A 20,597-nucleotide genomic window follows, 5' to 3' on the forward strand; every position below is an offset into this window, starting at 1 on the left:
AATTATGAAAGCTTTGTGAAAATTAGCATGAAAAAGATAGTAGAGGTTACCAAATGATGATAGAATGAACTACAGATAAAGTTAACAATATAATGGAGTTGAAAATGATGTATAAAAAAATCTCTCTTATCCTTTCCATGTTAGTCATTCTATTCGGAACAAATGTATTCGCTCACTCCCATTTGGAAGAGTCCTTTCCAAAAAAAGGGGAAATGGTAACAGAACCATTGAAAGAGATCACCCTCACCTATGAGACAAATATAGAGCAAGCCAGCACTTTCACTTTAAAAGATGCAAATGGAAATCCCATCCCTATTTCCTCTATAGCGGTAGAGGGAAATAAATTAGTTGGTAAATTAGATGATAAGCTTGCAAATGGTTCTTATACAATTAACTGGAAAATTATCGGTGCGGATGGTCATATACTAGAAGGAGAGATTCCTTTCTCTATACAATTAGCTGACGATCAAACAGTGGAAGATCCTCAAGAAGAGGTTGTTCCGTCTGAGGACGAAAAGAAAGAAGATGAAGGAAAAAATACTAAGGCTACCGACAATCCTGATACCAATGAAAAAACAGAAGAATCAACATTTAATAACTATATTATTCCAGTTTCAATCGGTGTATTATTAATTATCATTGGAATCGCTAGTTACTGGTTGTTTAAACGGAGGAAGCAAGTCTAATGGTTGTCATTTCAATTCTTAGTGAAGCACTCCTATACTTGAGCTTTTCCTTATTACTGGGGAGTTTTATTTTATATCTCGTTCCTAAAAAGGTTCGTCCAGATTTAAAAATTCCTAAACCGATATTATTAACAGCAACTCTTGGAGTTGCTTTTCTTTCATTTGTTCCAGTCTTAAAAATTATTCTTTATTTATACAAAGATTTAGGATGGGGCTCAACCATCCAATCCGTTCTATTCCAATTTGAAGTCGGAAAATCGTGGGTTCGCATAGGAATTGTTTCGGTTCTCTTGTTCATCTTTCTAATCCCTGTCAAACTTGATCGCAAGCCAATTTTTGCCCTTCAGGGACTTCTGTTTACTTTGATCCTAATTGGCTTAACAGGCTGGGCCAGCCATGCGAGCTCTCTTTCAAAATGGGAAGGTTCATTAACCCACTCCACTCATTTATTAGCCGTTTGTATTTGGGTAGGTATTCTGGCCGTTGTTAGCTGGTTTGCAAAGAACTCTACTAACTGGGAGAAGTTTTTAAAGTGGTTTACACCCCTTGCTATTATATGTTTTGTGATCGTTGCCTTTACAGGATTTCATTTAATGTCATTTATGATAAGAGAAGGAGATTATGTTAACAGTTGGTCTTTATCTTTCGGACAAACATTATTGATCAAACATTTAGCGATTGTCCCTCTTTTAGTTTTTGCTTTTATTAATAGCATTTTAACGAGAAATAGATTCAAAAAAGACCCGGGCTTTAATCCACTTCCTTGGGCAAGGCTGGAAAGTGTGTTTATTTTATTGATTTTTGCCATAACGGGGACGCTCGGACAACAAGCACCTCCCCATAATATTGAAACAACGATTAAAGAAGAAGGCATTTCACCATTGTTTCAATATTTTCATGGAGGGGAAATGGACTTTCCGATCCAACTTACCCCAAGCCTTCCATCCTATGCTTTATTCTTTTGTGCCATCATTTGCTTGCTTTTTATCTTTTTTAGTTATATAAAAAAGGCACCAAAATTCCTCGCCTTCACTATGGGGATCCTTTCGATCATTGCCAGTTATTTAGCGTTAATGTCAAGTATATAAAAAGAGCGTGAACATTCTAGCGTTCACGCTCTTTTTCCATAAGTTTTCGGAAATATGCACCGATCATTGGAGATATGGACAAATACCAATTCTAGCTAACTCATGAAAATAAAATAAGGGCTGTCCGGAAAGTGGTATTTCAGCCGAAATCTTTATAAAAGCAAAACCCAAGAATGCTGTTAAATCAACATTCTTGGGTTTTTAATTTGGGTTCATTTTTCTCTTAAATGGACTTTTTAGACAGCCCCTTTTTTCTTGAGTTTTCTGGAATATGCACCGTTCATTGGAGATATGAGCAAATACCAATGTTAGCTAACTTATGTCATGACAAATTCATAAATGATTACATTATTTTATTTAGTCTCTGTTCATCTTTATTGTTGATTTTATATAAATAATATGGGGAAACTTCGACTAATTGAAAGTTTCCCTAATTTATTAGAACGTAATTGTTTTTTTTAGGTGGAACCTTTGGAACTTCTATTACCCTTGCAACACTTTTGCCTTTAGTAAATCTCACTTTATTTAGCCAATAAATAAAAGCATCTGTGCCATAACAAACACCATAGGTAATATTTCCTTCTTCATCTTCTTCAACAACTTCCCAATAAGGATGATTGTTTTCTCTGTTATATAACCATTTAAAAAAATCCTTTTGTAATTGATTAATATTTCTTCCTACTTTTGCAGGACAAACCATATAATCTATATCCTCTTCATATTCAAATCTGACCTTAACAATCATAATCTAACTCCCAACATTACAATACCACTTTACCAAATTCTTGTACTCATTTAAATAAATTAGAGCCTTTTAAAAAAAAACACTTGAAAAACAATTATAGTATAGTATAATTATTATAAATTTTTAAATTCCAATTTTTTAGAAAAAACAAAAATCGATGACGAGAAGAGTAGCTTGTTATTCTTGCACTACAGAGAGCCGGCGGTTGGTGAAAGCCGGTGTCAGGACACAAGTGAAAATCATCTCTGAGATGCTAGGCTGAACTCACTCAGTAAGCCTTAGCCGGACTGCCTGCCGTTAATCTAGGACGCGTATGATGGTACGTTGATGAGAGCCGCAATTCATTATTAATTTGCGGAAGTAGGGTGGTAACGCGAGCAAGCTCGTCCCTATATGGGGACGAGCTTTTTTGTATTTCTAAAAAGGGTGAGAAAAGGAGAGAGAACAATGACTAAAAAAGACACATTTTTTGTTGGATTAATGCTATTTTCCATGTTTTTTGGTGCCGGAAACTTAATTTTTCCACCATTTTTAGGAATGGGAGCTGGGACGTCGTTTTGGCCAGCGATCATTGGATTTATTATAACAGGCGTGGGACTGCCTCTATTAGTTATTTCAGCAATTGCCATCGTAAAAGATGGGGGCAATGCCCTTGGAAATAAAGTTCATCCTTGGTTTGGAGCAGCTTTTACCATTATGGTCTATTTATCCATTGGACCATTCTTTGGGATTCCGCGAAATGCAAACGTGGCTTTTGAAATGGGAGTTCGACCGTTTTTAGAAAACGATACAATCCATCAGCCTTTATTATTGCTTGGTTTCTCAGCTGTATTTTTCTTGTTAGTATTATTGTTAAGCTTAAACCCTTCAAAAGTGGTTAATTATATGGGGCACATCATTACCCCAGCCTTATTACTATCCATTGTTACTGTTTGTGTCGTTGCCTTTTTCAAATTGGACAAACCTTTACAGGCACCAAATGAAACGTATCAAACGGCTTCTTTCTTTAAAGGTTTTATTGATGGGTATTCCACTATGGATGCCTTAGCCGCACTAGCATTTGGCATTGTTATTTTAACAACAATTCAACAAAAAGGGGTAACTGATCAAAAACAATTGACTGCATATACCGTAAAAGCCGCTTTTGTGGCAGGTGCAGCCCTTGCCCTTGTATATGCAGGAATTGGCTTGGTAGGAGCACAAATGGGTGCCTATGGCCAATTTGAAAATGGAACGGATCTACTTGCTTCTGCAGCCATGATTTTATTAGGAAATGGAGGAAAAATGTTATTAGGTTTTATCTTTACATTAGCTTGCTTTACAACCTGTGTCGGGCTGACCATCGCCTGTGGCCAATATTTTTCAAAAATGCACCCAAAATTCAATTATCACACGGTTGTCACCATTGTCACTTTAGCTAGCTTTTTGATTGCTAATCTCGGATTAAACCAAATTATCACCATTTCTGTGCCATTCCTTGTCATGGCTTATCCATTAACGATCGTTCTTGTTTCACTAGCTATGTTTCAGCGATTCTCGCAAAAGGTATATGCTGGAGCTATGCTCCTAACAGGAATTGTCAGCCTTTATGATGGATTAAAAATGTTCGGCCTTCAGTTTGGCTTCTTAGAATCATGGATGGACAATCTGCCATTTGCTGATCTCGGCCTTGGCTGGGTAGTCCCTGCGGTTGCTGGTGCTTTGGCAGGATTTATTTGGGACAGAGTGACTCAAACACCTGCAGCACTTAATGAAGGTGGGTTGGAAAAAGTCTCGTAATTATTTACTGCCAGTGGACAATAGAATCCACTGGTTTTTTACTTGATTTTTCGAATGAAATGCTGACAAGCATGGAAAAATATTAATATTTATGTTATGAATAAGTAGTAGCTAAGATGAAAGAGGTTGAAATAGGTGGAGAATCATACATCTAATTTTATTAAAGATATTATGATAAAAGATTTAGAGTCGGGTAAGCATAATAAAATTATTACTCGCTTCCCTCCGGAACCAAACGGTTATTTACATATCGGCCATGCTAAATCCATCGTTCTTAATTTTAGTTTAGCGGATGAATTTAATGGAGAGACGAATCTTCGCTTTGATGACACGAATCCATTAAAAGAAGATATCGAATATGTAAATTCGATTAAAGAAGATGTAAAATGGCTTGGCTATGAATGGGACAATCTGTGCTTTGCCTCTGATTATTTCGAGGAAATGTACAGGAGAGCGGTATTGTTAATTAAAAAAGGCCTTGCTTATGTAGATGATTTAAGTGCTGATGAAATCCGTGAATACCGCGGTACATTAACTGAGCCTGGTAAAAATAGCCCTTACCGTGACCGGACCGTTGAAGAGAATCTTGATTTATTTGAACGGATGAGAGCTGGAGAGTTCGGCAATGGTGAAAAAGTACTTCGAGCCAAAATTGATATGGCTTCACCAAATATTAATCTACGCGACCCTGTTATTTACCGAATTTCACATACTACTCATCATAACACTGGAGATAAATGGTGCATTTATCCAATGTATACTTTTGCCCATCCGCTCGAGGATGCGATCGAAGGAGTTACTCACTCCATTTGTACGATTGAATTTGAGGACCAACGTCCTTTCTATAATTGGGTAATTGAACATTGTGAAATGGAAAATAAACCACAGCAAATTGAATTTGGCCGTTTGAATTTAACCAATACGGTAACAAGCAAACGAAAGCTTAAACAATTAGTCGATGAGAAGATTGTTGATGGTTGGGATGATCCGCGGATGCCGACTATTTCCGGTATGAGACGCAGAGGATTTACCCCAGAATCCATTCGTAATTTTATTCAAGAAACGGCTGTTACCAAGCACAATGCGACGGTTGATGTTCAAATGCTCGAACATTTTGTCCGTGAGGATTTAAAACTAAAAGCACCTCGAACAATGGGAGTTATTAATCCATTAAAAGTCGTCATTACGAATTACCCAGAAGGTCAGATCGAATTGCTAGATGCTGAAAATAACCCGGAAAATCCGGAAATGGGGGTACGGAAAATTCCATTTTCCCGTGAAATTTATATTGAACGGGATGACTTTATGGAAAATCCTCCGAAAAAATATTTCCGTCTCTTCCCTGGTAACGAAGTCCGCTTGAAGCATGCTTATTTTATTAAATGTGAAGAAGTCATTAAGGATGCAGATGGCAATGTTATCGAGCTCCGTTGTACGTATGATCCAGAAACCAAGAGCGGCACTGGTTTTACCGGAAGAAAAGTAAAAGGAACAATCCATTGGGTGGAAGCTACTCATGCCGTACCGGCTGAATTCCGACTCTATGAGCCATTAATTCTTGATGAATCCGCAGATGATCAGGATGAGGAAAAATCCTTCCTTGATATGATCAACCCTCATTCACTCGAAGTGCTGCAAGGATTTGTTGAACCGAATATGAAAGAAAGTATGCCACATGATAAATTCCAATTCTTCCGTCACGGCTATTTCAACGTCGACCCAAAACATACGACGGTCGATAAGCTAGTCTTTAATCGGATTGTTTCATTAAAGAGTTCGTTTAAATTATAATTACTATCGAAACATATATCTGTTGCAAACGGGCCTATTAGGTCCGTTTTTTTATCTTTAGGCTCTGTTAAAGAACATTGTTGATATTTGAAACCCAACCAAGTTCTTGCTATAAATTACAATTAGAACAAAGGAATTTGTATTTGAAATGACAGAAACTTTTGAAAGTCTCCATCTATCTAAGTTCAGTACTTAAAAAGGTCGTTAACGGGCAATCGGCTTATAAATACTGGGAGGGGAGAACTCAATTTATGGAAATTAGAAAACCAAACGATTCGGAATATAAAAAGGTTTTATCACTTTCACCACAAGCATTATTCGAAGGTACATTAGGCGAAGCAAAACTGTCAGATGAAAAAGTCAAACAACTTATTGAACTATTATTACAGGAAGGAAGCTATTATTTGATAGCAACTGAAGGCGATAATCTAATAGGTTGGATTCTTATAGGAACAAGTAAAGACCCATTTACTGAAAAGGTATATGGATTTATTTATGAATTGTTTGTGTTAGAGGAATTTAGGGGAAATGGAATTTCAAAACAATTGATGGAAACTGGTATCGAACATCTTAAACAAGATGGATATTCAGAGGTTCGCTTAAGTGTATATGCAGGAAATCAAGCGATTAAACTGTACGAAAAATTAGGATTCAAAAATAGAACCATTACAATGAGTATGAACATATAAAACAAACATCTTTATTGAATATCTAATAGACTGGTTTATTGAGAATTGGGGAACCAAAAGATGGTTCCCTAACATTTTATTGAAAAAATCAACATTAAACATAAACAGAGCCTATCTTAAAAAAATGATTAGCTAACGCTCACTTGAAAAAGTTTTTCATCTCGTTTATAAAGATCTTTTGGCTCTCCTGACTCCTTGAATTAATTCGTTATCCCACCTTTGAAAAATTTTTTCTCACACCCCTCTTAATAAATCCTTTATCATTTTGATGAATCGTTTAGATAATATCCAGTAGGTATTATGTTGCCAAACCGTTCTCGAATTCGAAAATAGCTTTCTTACCCAATAAAAAAAACCAAGGCAAGCTTGGTTTTAGTCTGATTGTTTATTAATCGGTACCTCTAATATAATCCTCGTACCTTCTCCAGGAGAACTATTTACCGTCAAGTTCCCGCCAACCGAACGAGCCCGTTCATCCATGCTAAATAGACCAACACCGGTTGTATGGGATTCTGGATCAAATCCCTTTCCTTTATCCTCAATCATTACTCGGACCACGTCATCCATTTCCCTAACCGTTACACTGGCTTCGGTTACGTCGGCATATTTCCAAATATTTGTTAATGCTTCCTGGATAATTCGGTAAATGGTCAGTTCTATACTGATATCAAGACGTTTATTTAAAGCACAATCAAAATAAACATCAATATTATAATGGTCGGAGTACCTTGTGAGATACGAACGAATGGCCGGTACCAATCCAAGGTCATCGAGAACAGACGGACGAAGCTCCCATGAGATTTTTCGAATTTCTTCAATAAGTCCCATTGCTTCCTTCTGCATTTGGTGTAACAAGGGGTGGTTCATTTCCGAAAGCAACCGATTGATCGTGATCAAATGGCTGTATAAATCCTGGCCAATTCCATCATGCAGGTTTCGTGACAAACGTTTGCGCTCTTCCTCTTGAACATCAATGATACGCGTCATCATTTTTTGCAACTCTTGTTCGGCCCGTTTTCTTTTAGTAATTTCATAACGAATGGCTAAATATTGATAAGGTTTTCCGTTCTGATCAAGAAATGGAACAATTGTGGTATCTACCCAATAATAGGTTCCGTCCTTCGCTTGATTGCAAATTTCCCCCTTCCAAACACTACCAGATCCAATCGTCCGCCACATGTCACGAAAGAATTCTTTTGAATGGTAACCCGAATTAACAATCCGGTGGTCTTGTCCAATCAGTTCTTCCCTTGAATATTTGGAGATCAAACAAAATTGATCATTCACATAAGTAATAATTCCTCTAGCATTTGTAATCGCTACAATAGATGAAGCATCAAGTGCAAATTTATAGTCTAATAGTTCACTTACTGCTTGCTTTAATTCCTTGTCCTTTTCCAACTCCCGCATCATAAAATATGCTCCTTTAGCATTTGTTCCAAGTCTAAAGAGGATTTGAAGACTTTTTCCTGCTCCTGCGCCGAAAAGATGTATTTTACTCTCTTTCCGACAAGTAGTACCCCTTTGGGAACCGCATTAAAAAATAAAGGAACCGCATAAGTAGAGACAAGTTTTTCAGCTAGCATAATCGGATAATCAGTCACTTTCCCTACAATACCTTGGGGAAAGTCAGTTATCATCATTGGGGTGCCGCTAGAAATAATTTTTCCTGCAACCCCTTTTCCGAAACGAACCGTAATTCTTTTATATTTATCATTAAGGTTACCCGAGGCATAATGCCACCTGACATCCGGGCCTGTTTGGTTTTGTATAGCGAGTCCAACAAAATCACATGCGATCGTCTCTTTCAATTGATCACATACTTTCCTGACTGCCTGCAGTTCCTTTATCTCTGACATAAATCCTTCCCCTCAAATACTATATCCTAGTAATCCCTTTTTGACAGCATACTCTACTAGCTCTGGACGAGTCTTTAACTGAAGTTTCTCCATTACCTTACTTTTATGCGTCTCCACCGTTTTTACACTAATGACGAGTTTTTCCGCAATTTCCTTGTTTGAATACCCTTTTGCAATAAGGGTTAATACTTCTTTTTCACGTTCAGACAAAAGATTATACGTATCATTTCCGTCTTGTTTAACACCAGCTAAATATTCTTCCATTAATCGCTTCTGAGCGGATGGATGCAAATAGGCATCTCCCTTAGCAACCGATTCAATCGCCGACATTAATTCATTATGCGGAGCACTTTTTAATATACAACCGGAGGCTCCTCCTTGTATCGCACGGAAGAGATATTCTTCATCATCATGCATCGTTAAAATGAGAATATTAACCTCTGGCATTAGCTTTTTTAATTCCATTGTTGCTGATAGTCCATCTTTACCGTGGGGCATGCTTAGATCCATGACAACCACATCTGGCTTCAGCTTCATTGCTTTTTTAATGCCTTCCTCTCCTTCTGATGCTTCCCCAACAACTTCCATTTCTGGGTTTGTGTTTAAAAGCATTTTTAAGCCGCTTCTTACAACAGCATGATCATCAACCAAAAGGATTTTAATCAAAAATGACCTCTCCTTTGATTTATTTTAGTGGAAGAGAAATTTCTATAGATGTTCCTTCTCCTAGTTTTGAAGATATTTTGCATTGCCCGCCAATTAGAAGCATTCTTTCCTTCATTGCTGCAAGTCCTGAGAGTCGCATGGAATCATTTTGTTCCTCCGGCTGAAACCCCTTTCCAAAATCATGTATGGCAATCGTTAATTCATTCTCCGTCCAAATAAAATTCATTTTCACGTGTGAGGTGTCCGCGTATTTAGCAATATTCGCCAACGCTTCTTGGCAAACCCTAAATACAGCAATACTATTTTTCTCAGGAATCAATCTTTCTGGGCCTTCAGATTCAATTTCAACGACAATGCCAAAGGTCGATGTATAACAGTTAATATAGCTTTTAATTGCAGGCAATAATCCAAGGGTGGTAAGAGCAGGTGGATGTAATTCAACTGAAAGCAGCCTGATTTCTTGAATCGTTTTTTTAATCAGCAACGACATTTCACGTAAATAATTTTTCATATGTGGCTCTGCCGTACTTGATTCTACAAACTGCAATCCTGTTAGAATACTATATAGATTTTGACCGACACCTTCATGCAGTTCTAACGAGATTCGTTTAATTTCCTCTTCCTGTGAATCAATGATATAGGAGCTGATCTGCTGCTTTGTTTTTAATAAATCCATTTCTAATCTCCCCCCTTTACTAATATTATTATAAAAGACTGTGTTTCACTAGGCTGTTGATTCCATGGAAATGCAATCGGGTTTTCGATTAAGCTTCGTCCCATCAACACATATAAAAATCAACGAAACTTATTAACAGATCTATATAAAAAAAAGGCAGGTTCTTAAAAGACCTGAACCTTTTTAATTGTATAAGTTAAACCACTATTTGAATCAATCGCCGACCACTGTCCATCAGACTCACTCACATGACTGGAGAATGGTACAGCTAAAAAATTTCTTTCATCGAAATAAAAACGAAGATGGGTACGGTCCGGACATGGCTGAATTTTTTTGACCATTTTCTTCACTATCGGAGCTTGTTCCCCACCTTCTTGGTCAGTTATTTGAATTTCTACCGGGGCACCAATAAATTGTTCCTTCAACTCTTCTACATTAATGAACCCCACAGCTATTACATCCTCTCTTGACTGGATAGATGAACATTTTGTAGCCTTGAAGATATTCCCAAAATTTCTCTCCTGCACGTTCTTCAAGGAACTGTATCGTTTCTTCTTCTGAATGCCAATCGCTCATTCCTTTAATTTCAGCGATCACCATTTCTGCTCCTTCCATCTTCTTTTCTTCCAAATACCAGTTCAAGCGCTTTTTGGAGAAAAGATTGGTTAACAATTCATCTATTTCTGCTGCGAATCCTCCTGACTCTTGACGTATAAAACAAAAGTCAATATAGGTTTCGCTAGTCATTGACATTCACACCTTTTTTATAGATGAGGAAGGCAACAGGAAATAATATGACATTGACCACTGCTGCAATGATAGTGTTCATATAATTTTGGTAAAAATACTGATGAACCATATACTGAGTCGAAATGATATTCAACATTAAAACAGCAAGAAGAAGAGCCACAGGTACATAGCTACGCTTCATAACGTTTCACCCCCACGGCATAAACAGCTCCGTTTTCCACTTTGACATGGATCTCCGGCAACGGACGTCTTGGAGGTCCCGCTGTTGGAGCACCTGTTTCCACATCGAATTTGCCGTGATGGCAAGGACATATCATTTCACCTTTATCTTTTTCCCAGAAAACAGGGCAGCGTAAATGTGTACATGCGTTTTGATAGGCAACAAATTTCTTTTCTGAAAGCCTGATAAGAATCGCACTGTCATGTTCTCCTGGGAAATGAAAGTCAACAGCGTCACCAATTGCCACTGACTTTAGGTCAGCGATTTTTTTCTTTGGATACTTTTTATCACTTAAACCAGAGAGCTCCTTTGCTGCAATTGCTCCCCAAGGAAGAGAAGAAACTGCGAACACACCCGCAGCTCCGACTAATGTTTTCATAAAGCCGCGGCGGTCCAGTTTTCTTTCATTATTTCTATTTATATTGTGAGTATAGTTATCTTCATTAAACGGGATTTTATTATTTTTATCGCTCATGGTAATCCCTCCTAGAACAATTTTGTGACGCCCTGCAGGATTCCAGGGAGATTCACTCGGACATTTGTCTCGCCTTCCAAATAAGGCATGCTTGTAACCCATTTTCCGTTATCAAGGTTAAATTGCTTTTGTTTCGCTTCAATTTCTTCATCAGTCAACCATTGAAGTGTGTTAGATGGACATACGCTTGCACACATTGGCGGAATGCCATCTTTTGTACGGTCAATACATAGATCACACTTATACATTAAATTCTGTTCTGTATCAAACTTAGGTATTCCGTATGGACAAGCAATGGTACAGTTTTGGCAGCCAATACATTTTTCCACGAGAGCGGAAAGAACGGCTCCTGTTTCATGTATTTGAATCGCCTGAGCTGGACAACTTCTGGCACATGCCGGATTGACACAGTGAAGGCACATTAACGGCATGGTTTGACGATTGACAAGCGGGTTCACATCGTAAACATAATTGCGGTTCCGTTGTTCATGGCCGCCACACTGTGTACAGGCAGCCAAACAGGAGCGGCATCCGATACAGTTTTCAAGTTCAAGATATAACCTCTTTTTTACCACTTTATTGCACCTTCTTCATTGATAATTTCTCGATCTGTGCGGCACATGCCTTAAATTCCGGCATCCGTGAAATTGGATCCAATGCAGCGTTAGTTAATAGATTAATAGATTCCTCATGTCCAAAATGGTACGGAACAAAGACGGTATCTTTTCGGATCGCTTCAGTAATTTTTACTTTATATTTGGCTTCTCCTCTTCGCGTATATAGACGGACTACTTCTTCATGTTCAATGTTATATTTCGCTGCTGTTTCAGGGTGAACCTCTACATATGGTTCTGGACACATATCGCGAAGGAATTGAATCCGGCGAGTTTGGTTACCTGAAAGATAGTGGAAAACTACACGTCCTGTTGTTAAACGCAAAGGATATTCAGCGTCCGGCTCTTCTGCTGGTGGACGATATGGCAAGGCACAAATTTTGGCTTTTCCATCCGGATGATAGAATTTTTTATCCAAGAACATATGCGGTGTTCCAGGATCATTTTCATCACGGCAAGGCCAAAACACACCATCTTGCTTTTCAATCTTTTCCCAAGTAGCTCCGTAATAATCTGCATATCCACCTTTGGAAGCTAAACGAAATTCCTCCGCTACATCTTTAGCTGTTTTTAAATGAGAGAAATATTTGCCTTTACCTAGGCGTTCAGCTAGTTCCACTTGCATCAACCAATCCGGTTTTGATTCTCCAAGTGGCTCCTGCGCTTTGTTAATCTTAATGATACGTCCTTCCAGATTCGTAACGGTTCCTTCGTCTTCTGACCAGGTGACAGATGGAAGGATTACATCCGCAAATTCTGCTGATTCGGATAAATAGAAATCAGCGCATACCATGAAATCCAAGCTTTTTAAAGCCTTACGGACAAAATTCTGATTCGGAGCAGATACGGCTGGATTCGAGCAAAGCAAGTATAATCCGCGGATCGTTTTTTGCTCCATTAATTCAAACATTTCATAGGCTGAAACACCCGCCTGTGGCATTTCTTCAGGAGTTATCCCCCAAACTTTACAAACTTCTTCCACATGTTTTGGATTCGTGATTTTTCGATAGCCTGGTAGCAAGTCGGATTTTTGACCATGCTCACGTCCTCCTTGACCGTTACCTTGACCAGTGAATGTAGCAACACCTGATTTCGGACGGCCAATTTTACCAGTAACTAATGCCAGATTCGTATAAGCCGACACATTATCTACACCTTTGTGCTGCTGCTCAACCCCACGTGCAAACATAACAACAGCATTCGGGGCTTTTCCGTAAATTTCAGCCGCTCTAATAATTTTTTCTGGAGCAATTCCAGTAATTTCACTTGTATATTCTGGTGTAAATTCTTTCACCAATTCTTTTGTTTCTTCAAATCCATTTGTATGATTTTTCACAAATTCTTCGTCTACATAACCATTTTGAATTAATAGATTTAAAATACCGTTTGCTAACGCCAAGTCTGTTCCTGGCCTTAAATCTAAGTGTATATCGGCTCTTCTAGCAATTGGGGTTTCACGAGGGTCAGCAACAATTAGGTAGCCGCCACGTTCTTGGACATTCCACACGCGGAACATGGAAGTTGGGTGACATTCTGCGGTGTTGCTCCCCGCAATAAATAAGCAATCAGTTTCGTGAATATCTGTCCATGGCAGTGTAGAACCTCGGTCAATACCGAATGAACGAAGGAACCCTCCAGCTGCACTTGACATACAGAATCGTCCATTATAGTCGATATAACGCGTTCCTAATGCCACACGAGCAAATTTTCCTGTTAAATAACATTTTTCATTTGTCATGGATACACCACTGAATACTGAGAGTGTATCTTTTCCGTACTTTTCTTGAAGCTCGGTGAATCTTTTAACGATTAGATCATAGGCTTCATCCCAGGTGGCTTCACGGAATCCTTCTTTTGTCCCTTTTAATGATGCATCGTCCCTGATTAATGGTCGTAAAATTCGATCTGGGTGATTCGTTTGTTGATATGCGGTAACCCCTTTTGGACACATTTTTCCAACTGTTACAGGCCAGTCATATCGAGGTTCGACCCCAATAATTTTGTTTGTTCTTGTATCCACCCGCAAATTCATCCCACACTGCATCCCGCAATAACTACAATGTGTTTTTACGAGCTTTTCATTAGGATGATGTACATTTTCGATTTCTTTAAAAAATTGATCTCTCTTCGGTTTTACATTAACCTCTTGCATTCTGGTTTGCCTCCTTAACCTTCACTTGATGTGTAGGAACTCCTGAGAAACGGGAAATCCGGTATTTTCTACGGCATGGAAGGCACAGTTCAGCAAGATTGAAGCCGTCTTCCATGTTAAATTCGATATGATTGACTCCAAGTACATTAATGACATCGTTTGATTGTTCAACAGAGACAAAGTGATCGCCGCACACTTTACATGCCTTCATTTTTTGCTCTCCATAATGTTCACGATAGTTTCTGGCCAATACGCTCATTGGACGGAACGGAATATGTGCCAGTTTACCAAAAGGTAAATAGATTAAAGTTAGGATGACTGAAAACTGGTGGATCAGCGACATCTGCGGCTGCATCCAGCCATGTAAAAATACGTTTTGAATCGTTAGTAAAAGTCCAGTTATAGAAATAAAAAGTAATAAATATAGTGGCATTAAATCGTAAATAAATTTTTGTTCGGCTCTTGCTTGCATGTTTTTCGCACGGCGATACAATGCCATGCAAACACCAGCAATGACCATGATGGCAGAAATGTTTAAGGCATTGTATGAGAACCAGGCAATGATTCCGTCAGCCTTAATCTGCAATAAATCCATTCCCATCACAACGACAGTGTAGTAACCGTTGTCATCCATCGTAAAATACATCCAGCTAAACACAAGCGGGAAAGTAACTAAACATGCAAGGATACATCCCCAACCAATCAGTACGTGCTGCATCCATCGATAAAATCCACGTTTTTTAATGAAATCGTAGATCGCCAAATGACTGACAGCTGTTTTTGCTGTTCTTTTACTAAAAACAAGCTTGAGACCTTTTTTAAGAATAATTTTCGTTGGTGGTCTTTCTCCCCAAGCAATAAATCGATAAAAGAAACCTCCAAGGAAGACGATTGTTCCCACCATATATCCATAAAGATTCAAGTCAATATGGGTAAACATTCTTGTACCAATAAACATTAAAATGGCAATACCTAAAACCGTTAGAAACATAGATTTGGCAAACTTAGATGCAAAGGCATCGTTGATGGTGCTCTTTTTAGTAGATGCAGAATTCATCTGCATTTTATTGGTTGCCTGCATTTTCTCTTCTTCCTCCTTAAAAAAATAACACTTCCATTTTCTTACCCTTATTGTAAGAAAAACGGAAGTGTTATCTATATCGGGGAAATCCCTCATCCTGTGGGAAAAAAACCCTTAGAATTTCTTATTTTGACATAGTTTTGTCACAAATAAACAGAAGCAGGGATTCTTACTAGACACTCCAAGTCTAAAACCTTTTTAAAATATATTTTTTTCTTAATGAATATAAAAGCAATAGTAATCCAATGAGTAATTGCAGCGTAGAAAAAACGGCATTCCAAAAATGATAGGATGACGGTCCATAGGAAAAACAATGATCAATGGTTGTCAATGCCGTTACAACTTGCGGAATAAAATACCCGAAGAATAGGAGTAGTGTCAGACCCACTCCAACAAAGTAAAATAATGCATACATATGAACCGTTCTTTTTTCTTCATCAAATACAACTTCATTTTGGCGGACACTCTTAATAAATGGTAGCTTGTTTCTTATTACCTGCTCTGCATTTTCCATTAGATTATAACAGCCAGTAAGATTTTCAATTACATAATATATATCTGTTTTCATATAAAAACAGCATTGATAAATCATTCGAATAAATATATCCAATGCAGCGAGCTTAAGAAAACCAAGGAAAATGAATGGTCCATCAGCAAAAATTAACTGAGCCAGTAGAACAAAGAAAAGAATCGTTGTATCAAAACATAACCCTGCTAAAAATAATACATTCCGATCCTTTGAAGGTAACTTCCAAACAGACGACATGTCTGTTTCGAGAACAACTAGGAATAACCGGTGTCCAATCCCCAATTTCGTTGGAAGGTTAAAAGATCTTACCGCTAAAATATGTCCAAATTCGTGAATCATTACTAGGATAAAAGATAGTATAAGCCATCCGGGAATATTAAACGCCAATAAATGAAAAATAAACAAATCTTTATAATGTGGAAACAACGATGGCTCCAGAATAAACATCAGAATAATTCCCACGAAAAATATCGAATACACTACCAATGAAACTTGATTAAAGAAAAATTTTCCTAGTTTAGGAGAAACCCATTGAAATCCATGTTCTTCCTTCCCTTTTTCATGAATATCTATTTTAACCCCATCGATTTCAGCAATTAATTGCAGCTCCATCAATTGTTTTGCAAAATCAAGAAGATCAACCTCTTCATCAGGGTACTTTCCTTTAAGAAACTGCTCAATCTCACCTAATGCCATTCCATCATTCATTAAATGAATAGCTTCAATACATATCTCCGGCATTTCATAAAACTCACCGGAATTCTTGTCCTCTACTATAAAATGTTTTTTATCTTTTTGGATATTGATTGGACCTATGGAAATACTAGAGTTTAATGTAAGATTCATTTTTTTTCACCATTTACTATTAAAAATATGACTGCGCTACTAGGTTGTTGGTTTATGCTCCAGACAGTTCAGTATAGCCTCCGCAGCATTTATTCAGTTATAGGAATACTAAAACCCGTACTATTAAAAGACTTTAATCAACTTCTCTGAATCCACCACAAACGAAGGAATGTGTGCCTACATTTTAGGAGACTTAGCTCCTTATGCTCCAATCAGCTCTTACATAATCAACTATTTCCATTTATCACAGCCATAAATAAAAAACATGGATGCATAGCTTTATGCTAGCATCCATAATTTATCATGGTCTGATTCCAAAATAGCCACACCACCAGCAAGTTGTCTTAACTTTTTTAAGCTTACGGATTTTCATCCTTCCACCTCCTTAAGTACAATCCTTTCTTTCCAAGGATATTTATAATGATAGTCAACCCATGCTGGATATACTTTTTTAAATGATTCAACTAGCAATGGGTCAAACTGTGAACCCTTTCCTTCAATTATTCGTTTATATGCTTCATCAACAGGCAATGCAGCTCTGTAGGATCTTGACGAAGTCATGGCATCAAATGCATCCGCAATTGCTATTACCCTCGCAAGTAATGGAATCTCTGTTCCTTTTAATTGATCTGGATAACCTTTACCATCCCAACGTTCATGGTGTGAACGTATAACACTAATATAATTTTTTATACCTTCAACATCTTTAACAGCTTCCTCACCGACAACTGGATGTGATTTTATTATTTCATACTCTTCTTTAGTAAGTTTGCCAGGCTTCATTAAAATAGTATCGGGTATATGCACTTTCCCAATATCATGAAGCAAACAAGCATAATAAAATGATTTTTGTTCTTTCTTTGTAAGCTTGCCTATTTCCTTAGCAAGTAATAATGCATAATTAGCAACCCTTTCACTATGTCCCCTCGTATAAGGATCTTTTAATTCTAAAGTTGCAATAACTCCCTTTACTATTCCTTCTAATTGTTTATCGTATGATAAGCTAATTGCTTTAACATATCTCTGAAAACGGCTTAATAAAAAGAATGACATAATCGATAATATTATTGTTAATATGCCAGGCATTACAACATAGGAATTATCCAATATTATACCGAGAAACACATACTTAAAAACAATCCCTATGCTAACTAACCAGTAGTAACTTAAACTTAGAAAAAGTGGCAATGATAAAAACAAAAACACTTCGACCATATTACCACTCGTATAAGATTCTCCTCTGCCATAGTAAGTGATTAAATCTGTAATCAAGGTAGCAGCTAAGAATCCAAGAAAAAAAACAAATTTAATTAATGAGTATTTTCCTATTCTATATAAATAATAGGAAATAGGTATCAATATTGCTAGTACTATATAATTAATATACCAATAATCATATGATACTTCATTCTCCCTATGAAGTATATGTACTGGCAGAAGGTAATAAAAAAAATAGTCATATGCAATAAATATTATATAGAAAAATATTAGAAACCATTTTATAGTTTGCTTCTCTTCATAAGATATCATAAAATCCTCCAAAAGTTTTATCATATCCTTTTTCCTAAATTTAGGTATTCTAGAGGAAAAATTACCTGTATTGTTTTTTTAAAATTTATCTTATTTTAACTATTTCTTCATTATTATATATTAATAAATAAACCTTGTAACAATGTTTTTGTAAATTTTCAGTTATTTACTGAATAATTTTTTGTTGTTCTGAACAATCGGAAGTTCAACTATTACTTTCGTCCCTTTTTTCTCGGTACTCTCAAATTTGATACTACCATTATGATCTTTTATGATTTGTTCAGAAACCATCAGTCCTAAGCCAGTGCCATTTTTTTTTGTTGTAAAAAAAGGAACGCTAATATTAGCAATATTTTCTTCTTTTATTCCATCTCCTTCATCCTCAATGGACAACCAAACTTTTGTACGATCTAAAACCCCAGCAGAAATAGTTATTCTGCCGCCTTTAGGCATTGCCTCTATCGCATTTTTTATTAAATTGATTAGTACCTGCTTAAGCCGTTTTTCGACACAATCAATTTCAGGAATTATATCCTCAATCTTAGTTTCAAATACAATCCTGTTATCTTCATCTTGTTGTTTTGCAATGGATATTGTATAGTTAATAATTTCTTTTATATTCCCTTTGTTAAATTGAATAACTCGTGGTTTACCGATATACAATAAGTCATCAATTATTGAATCAATTCGATCAATTTCCTGAATCATAATAGAATAATAATCATTTGTATTCGGATACTGTTCTCTCTGCAACTGTATAAAGCCTTTTAAAGAAGCCATAGGATTTCTTATCTCATGTCCTATAGCAGCAGACATTTGGCCGATAATCGCAAGCCTTTCTTTTTGACGAAGTTCTTCATGAACAGAAGTTAATGAATTTACGTATGAATTAAATCTCTTTAATAGAATAAAAGCAATTGCTGCTAATACACTTAAAATAATAATAGGTGCTAATACATCAGCAGTGTGAAGTATAATACCTAATAATATATATTTTCCAATAACACCTAAGGACACAGTCCAAAAGTACCTTTTATTTACAAAAATTGGTGACATAAAAACAAATAATAGCTCTACAATATTTCCAGCAGCAAACTGAAGAGTTGTTCCAAAATATCGTAACACATTATCAGTCACATCAATCAAAATATAACTAATAAATAAGATATATTTTACTTTATATGGATTTCCATTTTTATTCAATTTATAGGTAAAAACTAACAAAATAAACATAAATACAAATACACAATAACCAAGTCCAGTTTGAAGAAATTCTTTATCACCAAACCTCGAAAAACGAGGTAAAACAATATACCAAAGCAGGTCAAAGACTAAAAATAATATATAAAATAGCCATAAAAAAAGAGTATTAGCTCTTCTTTCTTCAAATAATAGCTTTCCGATGATACTTTCAGATTTCATGTATATAACTCCTTTGACCTATTCCTTAACTAACCTCAAAAATCAACATAATAACCCTTCCCCTATTCTACCATTATTTAATCATGATTTTTACTAAAAAATTTCATTTAGGCGAGTTTTTTCGACAAATTTTGATATTGTGTACTATAACAAAAAAAGACCCTAAAATGGTATTATCCCCTACAGGTAGACAGTAAAAAAAGAGGACATTAGATATGATATTCTTAGGAATCTACCTGGGAGGGGATTTTTTTGGCTAAAAAAGGACAAACCTTTAACTCATATTCAGAAGAGCTTAAACGTGAAGTCGTTCGTTTGAAATTGGAGGAGGGATGGTCTTATCGACAACTTCGTGAACATTTTGGAATTAAGAGTGATGCACAGATTGCAGAATGGGTAAAGAAATTTCGAAATGGCGAGTCGTTTAAAGATCAACGTGGAGTATGGAATCGTAAACATTTTTCGAGTTTAGAAGAGGAAAATGCTTATTTGAAGGCGCAGGTCGAATACTTAAAAAAGCGCAATCCAAATCTACATGGGAAGGAGTGGTCCTGAAAGCTGATCGGTTTCATATTATTGATGAACTACGAAAAAAACATAGACGCCCACTGTCATGGCTGTTAAAAATTGCAGAGGTTTCAAGGGCTGGATACTACAAGTGGCGCAAGAACCATTCGAACATGTCAAGACGTTTGGAAGAAGACCTTTTTTTGAAAGAACATATTTTAGCTATTCATAAGTTACATCCGTACTATGGATATAAACGCATGACAAGGGCATTATCCATGGAGGGAATCGTTGTCAATCATAAGCGTGTGCGACGTTTAATGAGGGAGCTAGGTATAAAATCGGTGATTCGGAAGAAACGACCTTTCTACGGGCTTAGAGGATCTGTGGTATTTCCGAATGTATTAAACCGCGAATTCTGTGCGGAGATTCCGTTACAAAAACTCGTAACGGATATTACCTATGTACGTGTTGGAGATACGTTTGCTTACT

20 protein-coding genes, 1 pseudogene and 1 other annotated feature are annotated in these 20,597 nt (G+C 36.8%); of the genes and pseudogenes, 6 read left to right on the forward strand and 15 right to left on the reverse strand.

All coding sequences use genetic code 11. The features are described 5' to 3' along the window. Positions 1 to 107: 107 nt before the first annotated feature. Both GZA11_RS12175 and GZA11_RS12180 read left to right on the forward strand, forming a co-directional pair. On the forward strand, positions 108 to 686 hold the full coding sequence (locus tag GZA11_RS12175) for a copper resistance CopC family protein (RefSeq protein ID WP_163184015.1): 579 nt from the start codon (positions 108 to 110) through the stop codon (positions 684 to 686). Further along, on the forward strand, positions 686 to 1,774 hold the full coding sequence (locus GZA11_RS12180; RefSeq protein ID WP_163184017.1) for a copper resistance D family protein: 1,089 nt from the start codon (positions 686 to 688) through the stop codon (positions 1,772 to 1,774). Before GZA11_RS12175 ends, GZA11_RS12180 begins: the two co-directional genes overlap by 1 nt. 430 nt (positions 1,775 to 2,204) lie before the next feature. Here the strand turns inward: GZA11_RS12180 and GZA11_RS12185 are convergent, their stop codons facing one another. After that, the gene (locus GZA11_RS12185) at positions 2,205 to 2,519 is read right to left on the reverse strand and encodes a hypothetical protein (protein WP_038539612.1); all 315 of its coding nucleotides are present in this window, start codon (positions 2,517 to 2,519) and stop codon (positions 2,205 to 2,207) included. Between the two features lie 148 nt (positions 2,520 to 2,667). Further along, positions 2,668 to 2,913 (forward strand) — a binding site (T-box leader). A gap of 53 nt (positions 2,914 to 2,966) precedes the next feature. Between GZA11_RS12185 and brnQ the strand changes: the two genes are divergently transcribed. The 3 genes from brnQ (at position 2,967) to GZA11_RS12200 (ending at position 6,778) form a co-directional block, all read left to right on the forward strand. Next, positions 2,967 to 4,298, forward strand: coding sequence for a branched-chain amino acid transport system II carrier protein (gene brnQ, locus GZA11_RS12190; protein WP_038539610.1), 1,332 nt, complete (start codon positions 2,967 to 2,969; stop codon positions 4,296 to 4,298). A gap of 135 nt (positions 4,299 to 4,433) precedes the next feature. Next, positions 4,434 to 6,089 (forward strand): glutamine--tRNA ligase/YqeY domain fusion protein, encoded by a 1,656-nt coding sequence (locus GZA11_RS12195; protein ID WP_038539607.1) that lies wholly within the window; start codon positions 4,434 to 4,436, stop codon positions 6,087 to 6,089. A 251-nt stretch (positions 6,090 to 6,340) separates the two neighbouring features. Beyond that, the gene (locus GZA11_RS12200; RefSeq protein ID WP_038539605.1) at positions 6,341 to 6,778 is read left to right on the forward strand and encodes a GNAT family N-acetyltransferase; all 438 of its coding nucleotides are present in this window, start codon (positions 6,341 to 6,343) and stop codon (positions 6,776 to 6,778) included. Positions 6,779 to 7,150: 372 nt separating this feature from the next. On the opposite strand, the gene GZA11_RS12205 is transcribed toward GZA11_RS12200, so the two are convergent. The 14 genes from GZA11_RS12205 to GZA11_RS12270 form a co-directional block, all read right to left on the reverse strand. Continuing rightward, positions 7,151 to 8,191, reverse strand: coding sequence for a sensor histidine kinase (locus GZA11_RS12205; RefSeq protein WP_235925016.1), 1,041 nt, complete (start codon positions 8,189 to 8,191; stop codon positions 7,151 to 7,153). Further along, on the reverse strand, positions 8,188 to 8,637 hold the full coding sequence (locus tag GZA11_RS12210) for a GAF domain-containing protein (RefSeq protein WP_038539602.1): 450 nt from the start codon (positions 8,635 to 8,637) through the stop codon (positions 8,188 to 8,190). The genes GZA11_RS12205 and GZA11_RS12210 overlap by 4 nt, the downstream gene beginning before the upstream one ends. A 12-nt stretch (positions 8,638 to 8,649) precedes the next feature. Further along, complete coding sequence (locus GZA11_RS12215) at positions 8,650 to 9,303, reverse strand: response regulator (protein ID WP_038539599.1); 654 nt, start codon at positions 9,301 to 9,303, stop codon at positions 8,650 to 8,652. A 19-nt stretch (positions 9,304 to 9,322) separates the two neighbouring features. After that, positions 9,323 to 9,979, reverse strand: coding sequence for a sensor histidine kinase (locus tag GZA11_RS12220; protein ID WP_163184019.1), 657 nt, complete (start codon positions 9,977 to 9,979; stop codon positions 9,323 to 9,325). 164 nt (positions 9,980 to 10,143) lie between these two features. Continuing rightward, positions 10,144 to 10,428, reverse strand: coding sequence for a hypothetical protein (locus GZA11_RS12225; RefSeq protein ID WP_038539594.1), 285 nt, complete (start codon positions 10,426 to 10,428; stop codon positions 10,144 to 10,146). Further along, on the reverse strand, positions 10,415 to 10,726 hold the full coding sequence (locus tag GZA11_RS12230; protein ID WP_163184021.1) for a hypothetical protein: 312 nt from the start codon (positions 10,724 to 10,726) through the stop codon (positions 10,415 to 10,417). Before GZA11_RS12230 ends, GZA11_RS12225 begins: the two co-directional genes overlap by 14 nt. After that, positions 10,719 to 10,910, reverse strand: coding sequence for a hypothetical protein (locus GZA11_RS12235; protein WP_038539587.1), 192 nt, complete (start codon positions 10,908 to 10,910; stop codon positions 10,719 to 10,721). Before GZA11_RS12235 ends, GZA11_RS12230 begins: the two co-directional genes overlap by 8 nt. Next, entirely contained in the window at positions 10,900 to 11,424 is a 525-nt protein-coding gene (locus tag GZA11_RS12240) for a Rieske 2Fe-2S domain-containing protein (protein WP_163184023.1), read from the reverse strand. The genes GZA11_RS12235 and GZA11_RS12240 overlap by 11 nt, the downstream gene beginning before the upstream one ends. Positions 11,425 to 11,435: 11 nt before the next feature. Beyond that, the gene (locus tag GZA11_RS12245) at positions 11,436 to 11,999 is read right to left on the reverse strand and encodes a 4Fe-4S dicluster domain-containing protein (RefSeq protein ID WP_038539580.1); all 564 of its coding nucleotides are present in this window, start codon (positions 11,997 to 11,999) and stop codon (positions 11,436 to 11,438) included. 1 nt (position 12,000) lies between these two features. Then, positions 12,001 to 14,190, reverse strand: coding sequence for a molybdopterin oxidoreductase family protein (locus GZA11_RS12250; RefSeq protein WP_163184025.1), 2,190 nt, complete (start codon positions 14,188 to 14,190; stop codon positions 12,001 to 12,003). Then, positions 14,177 to 15,271 (reverse strand): hypothetical protein, encoded by a 1,095-nt coding sequence (locus GZA11_RS12255; protein ID WP_374717940.1) that lies wholly within the window; start codon positions 15,269 to 15,271, stop codon positions 14,177 to 14,179. Before GZA11_RS12255 ends, GZA11_RS12250 begins: the two co-directional genes overlap by 14 nt. Before the next feature lie 187 nt (positions 15,272 to 15,458). Further along, positions 15,459 to 16,646, reverse strand: coding sequence for a zinc metalloprotease (locus GZA11_RS12260; protein WP_038539574.1), 1,188 nt, complete (start codon positions 16,644 to 16,646; stop codon positions 15,459 to 15,461). Between the two features lie 369 nt (positions 16,647 to 17,015). Beyond that, positions 17,016 to 18,176, reverse strand: coding sequence for an HD-GYP domain-containing protein (locus GZA11_RS12265; protein ID WP_163184027.1), 1,161 nt, complete (start codon positions 18,174 to 18,176; stop codon positions 17,016 to 17,018). A gap of 162 nt (positions 18,177 to 18,338) precedes the next feature. Next, the gene (locus GZA11_RS12270; protein WP_163184029.1) at positions 18,339 to 19,598 is read right to left on the reverse strand and encodes an ATP-binding protein; all 1,260 of its coding nucleotides are present in this window, start codon (positions 19,596 to 19,598) and stop codon (positions 18,339 to 18,341) included. 252 nt (positions 19,599 to 19,850) lie between these two features. On the opposite strand from GZA11_RS12270, the pseudogene GZA11_RS12275 reads away from it, so the two are divergent. Beyond that, positions 19,851 to 20,597: pseudogene (locus tag GZA11_RS12275) on the forward strand (IS3 family transposase); the annotation flags it as partial.

This window comes from Neobacillus sedimentimangrovi, from assembly GCF_010614825.1.
In the GTDB taxonomy this organism is placed as follows: Bacteria; Bacillota; Bacilli; order Bacillales; family Cytobacillaceae; genus Neobacillus; species Neobacillus thermocopriae.

Bases quoted from the DNA above. Each gene is read 5' to 3' on its own strand.
- GZA11_RS12270 (WP_163184029.1), bottom strand. From the start codon at position 19,598: ATGAAATCTGAAAGTATCATCGGAAAGCTATTATTTGAAGAAAGAAGA.
- GZA11_RS12220 (WP_163184019.1), bottom strand. From the start codon at position 9,979: ATGGATTTATTAAAAACAAAGCAGCAGATCAGCTCCTATATCATTGAT.
- GZA11_RS12205 (WP_235925016.1), bottom strand. From the start codon at position 8,191: ATGATGCGGGAGTTGGAAAAGGACAAGGAATTAAAGCAAGCAGTAAGT.
- GZA11_RS12260 (WP_038539574.1), bottom strand. From the start codon at position 16,646: ATGAATCTTACATTAAACTCTAGTATTTCCATAGGTCCAATCAATATC.
- GZA11_RS12175 (WP_163184015.1), top strand. From the start codon at position 108: ATGTATAAAAAAATCTCTCTTATCCTTTCCATGTTAGTCATTCTATTC.
- GZA11_RS12210 (WP_038539602.1), bottom strand. From the start codon at position 8,637: ATGTCAGAGATAAAGGAACTGCAGGCAGTCAGGAAAGTATGTGATCAA.
- GZA11_RS12185 (WP_038539612.1), bottom strand. From the start codon at position 2,519: ATGATTGTTAAGGTCAGATTTGAATATGAAGAGGATATAGATTATATG.
- GZA11_RS12255 (WP_374717940.1), bottom strand. From the start codon at position 15,271: ATGCAGGCAACCAATAAAATGCAGATGAATTCTGCATCTACTAAAAAG.
- brnQ (WP_038539610.1), top strand. From the start codon at position 2,967: ATGACTAAAAAAGACACATTTTTTGTTGGATTAATGCTATTTTCCATG.
- GZA11_RS12200 (WP_038539605.1), top strand. From the start codon at position 6,341: ATGGAAATTAGAAAACCAAACGATTCGGAATATAAAAAGGTTTTATCA.
- GZA11_RS12250 (WP_163184025.1), bottom strand. From the start codon at position 14,190: ATGCAAGAGGTTAATGTAAAACCGAAGAGAGATCAATTTTTTAAAGAA.
- GZA11_RS12230 (WP_163184021.1), bottom strand. From the start codon at position 10,726: ATGACTAGCGAAACCTATATTGACTTTTGTTTTATACGTCAAGAGTCA.
- GZA11_RS12265 (WP_163184027.1), bottom strand. From the start codon at position 18,176: ATGATATCTTATGAAGAGAAGCAAACTATAAAATGGTTTCTAATATTT.
- GZA11_RS12240 (WP_163184023.1), bottom strand. From the start codon at position 11,424: ATGAGCGATAAAAATAATAAAATCCCGTTTAATGAAGATAACTATACT.
- GZA11_RS12235 (WP_038539587.1), bottom strand. From the start codon at position 10,910: ATGAAGCGTAGCTATGTACCTGTGGCTCTTCTTCTTGCTGTTTTAATG.
- GZA11_RS12180 (WP_163184017.1), top strand. From the start codon at position 686: ATGGTTGTCATTTCAATTCTTAGTGAAGCACTCCTATACTTGAGCTTT.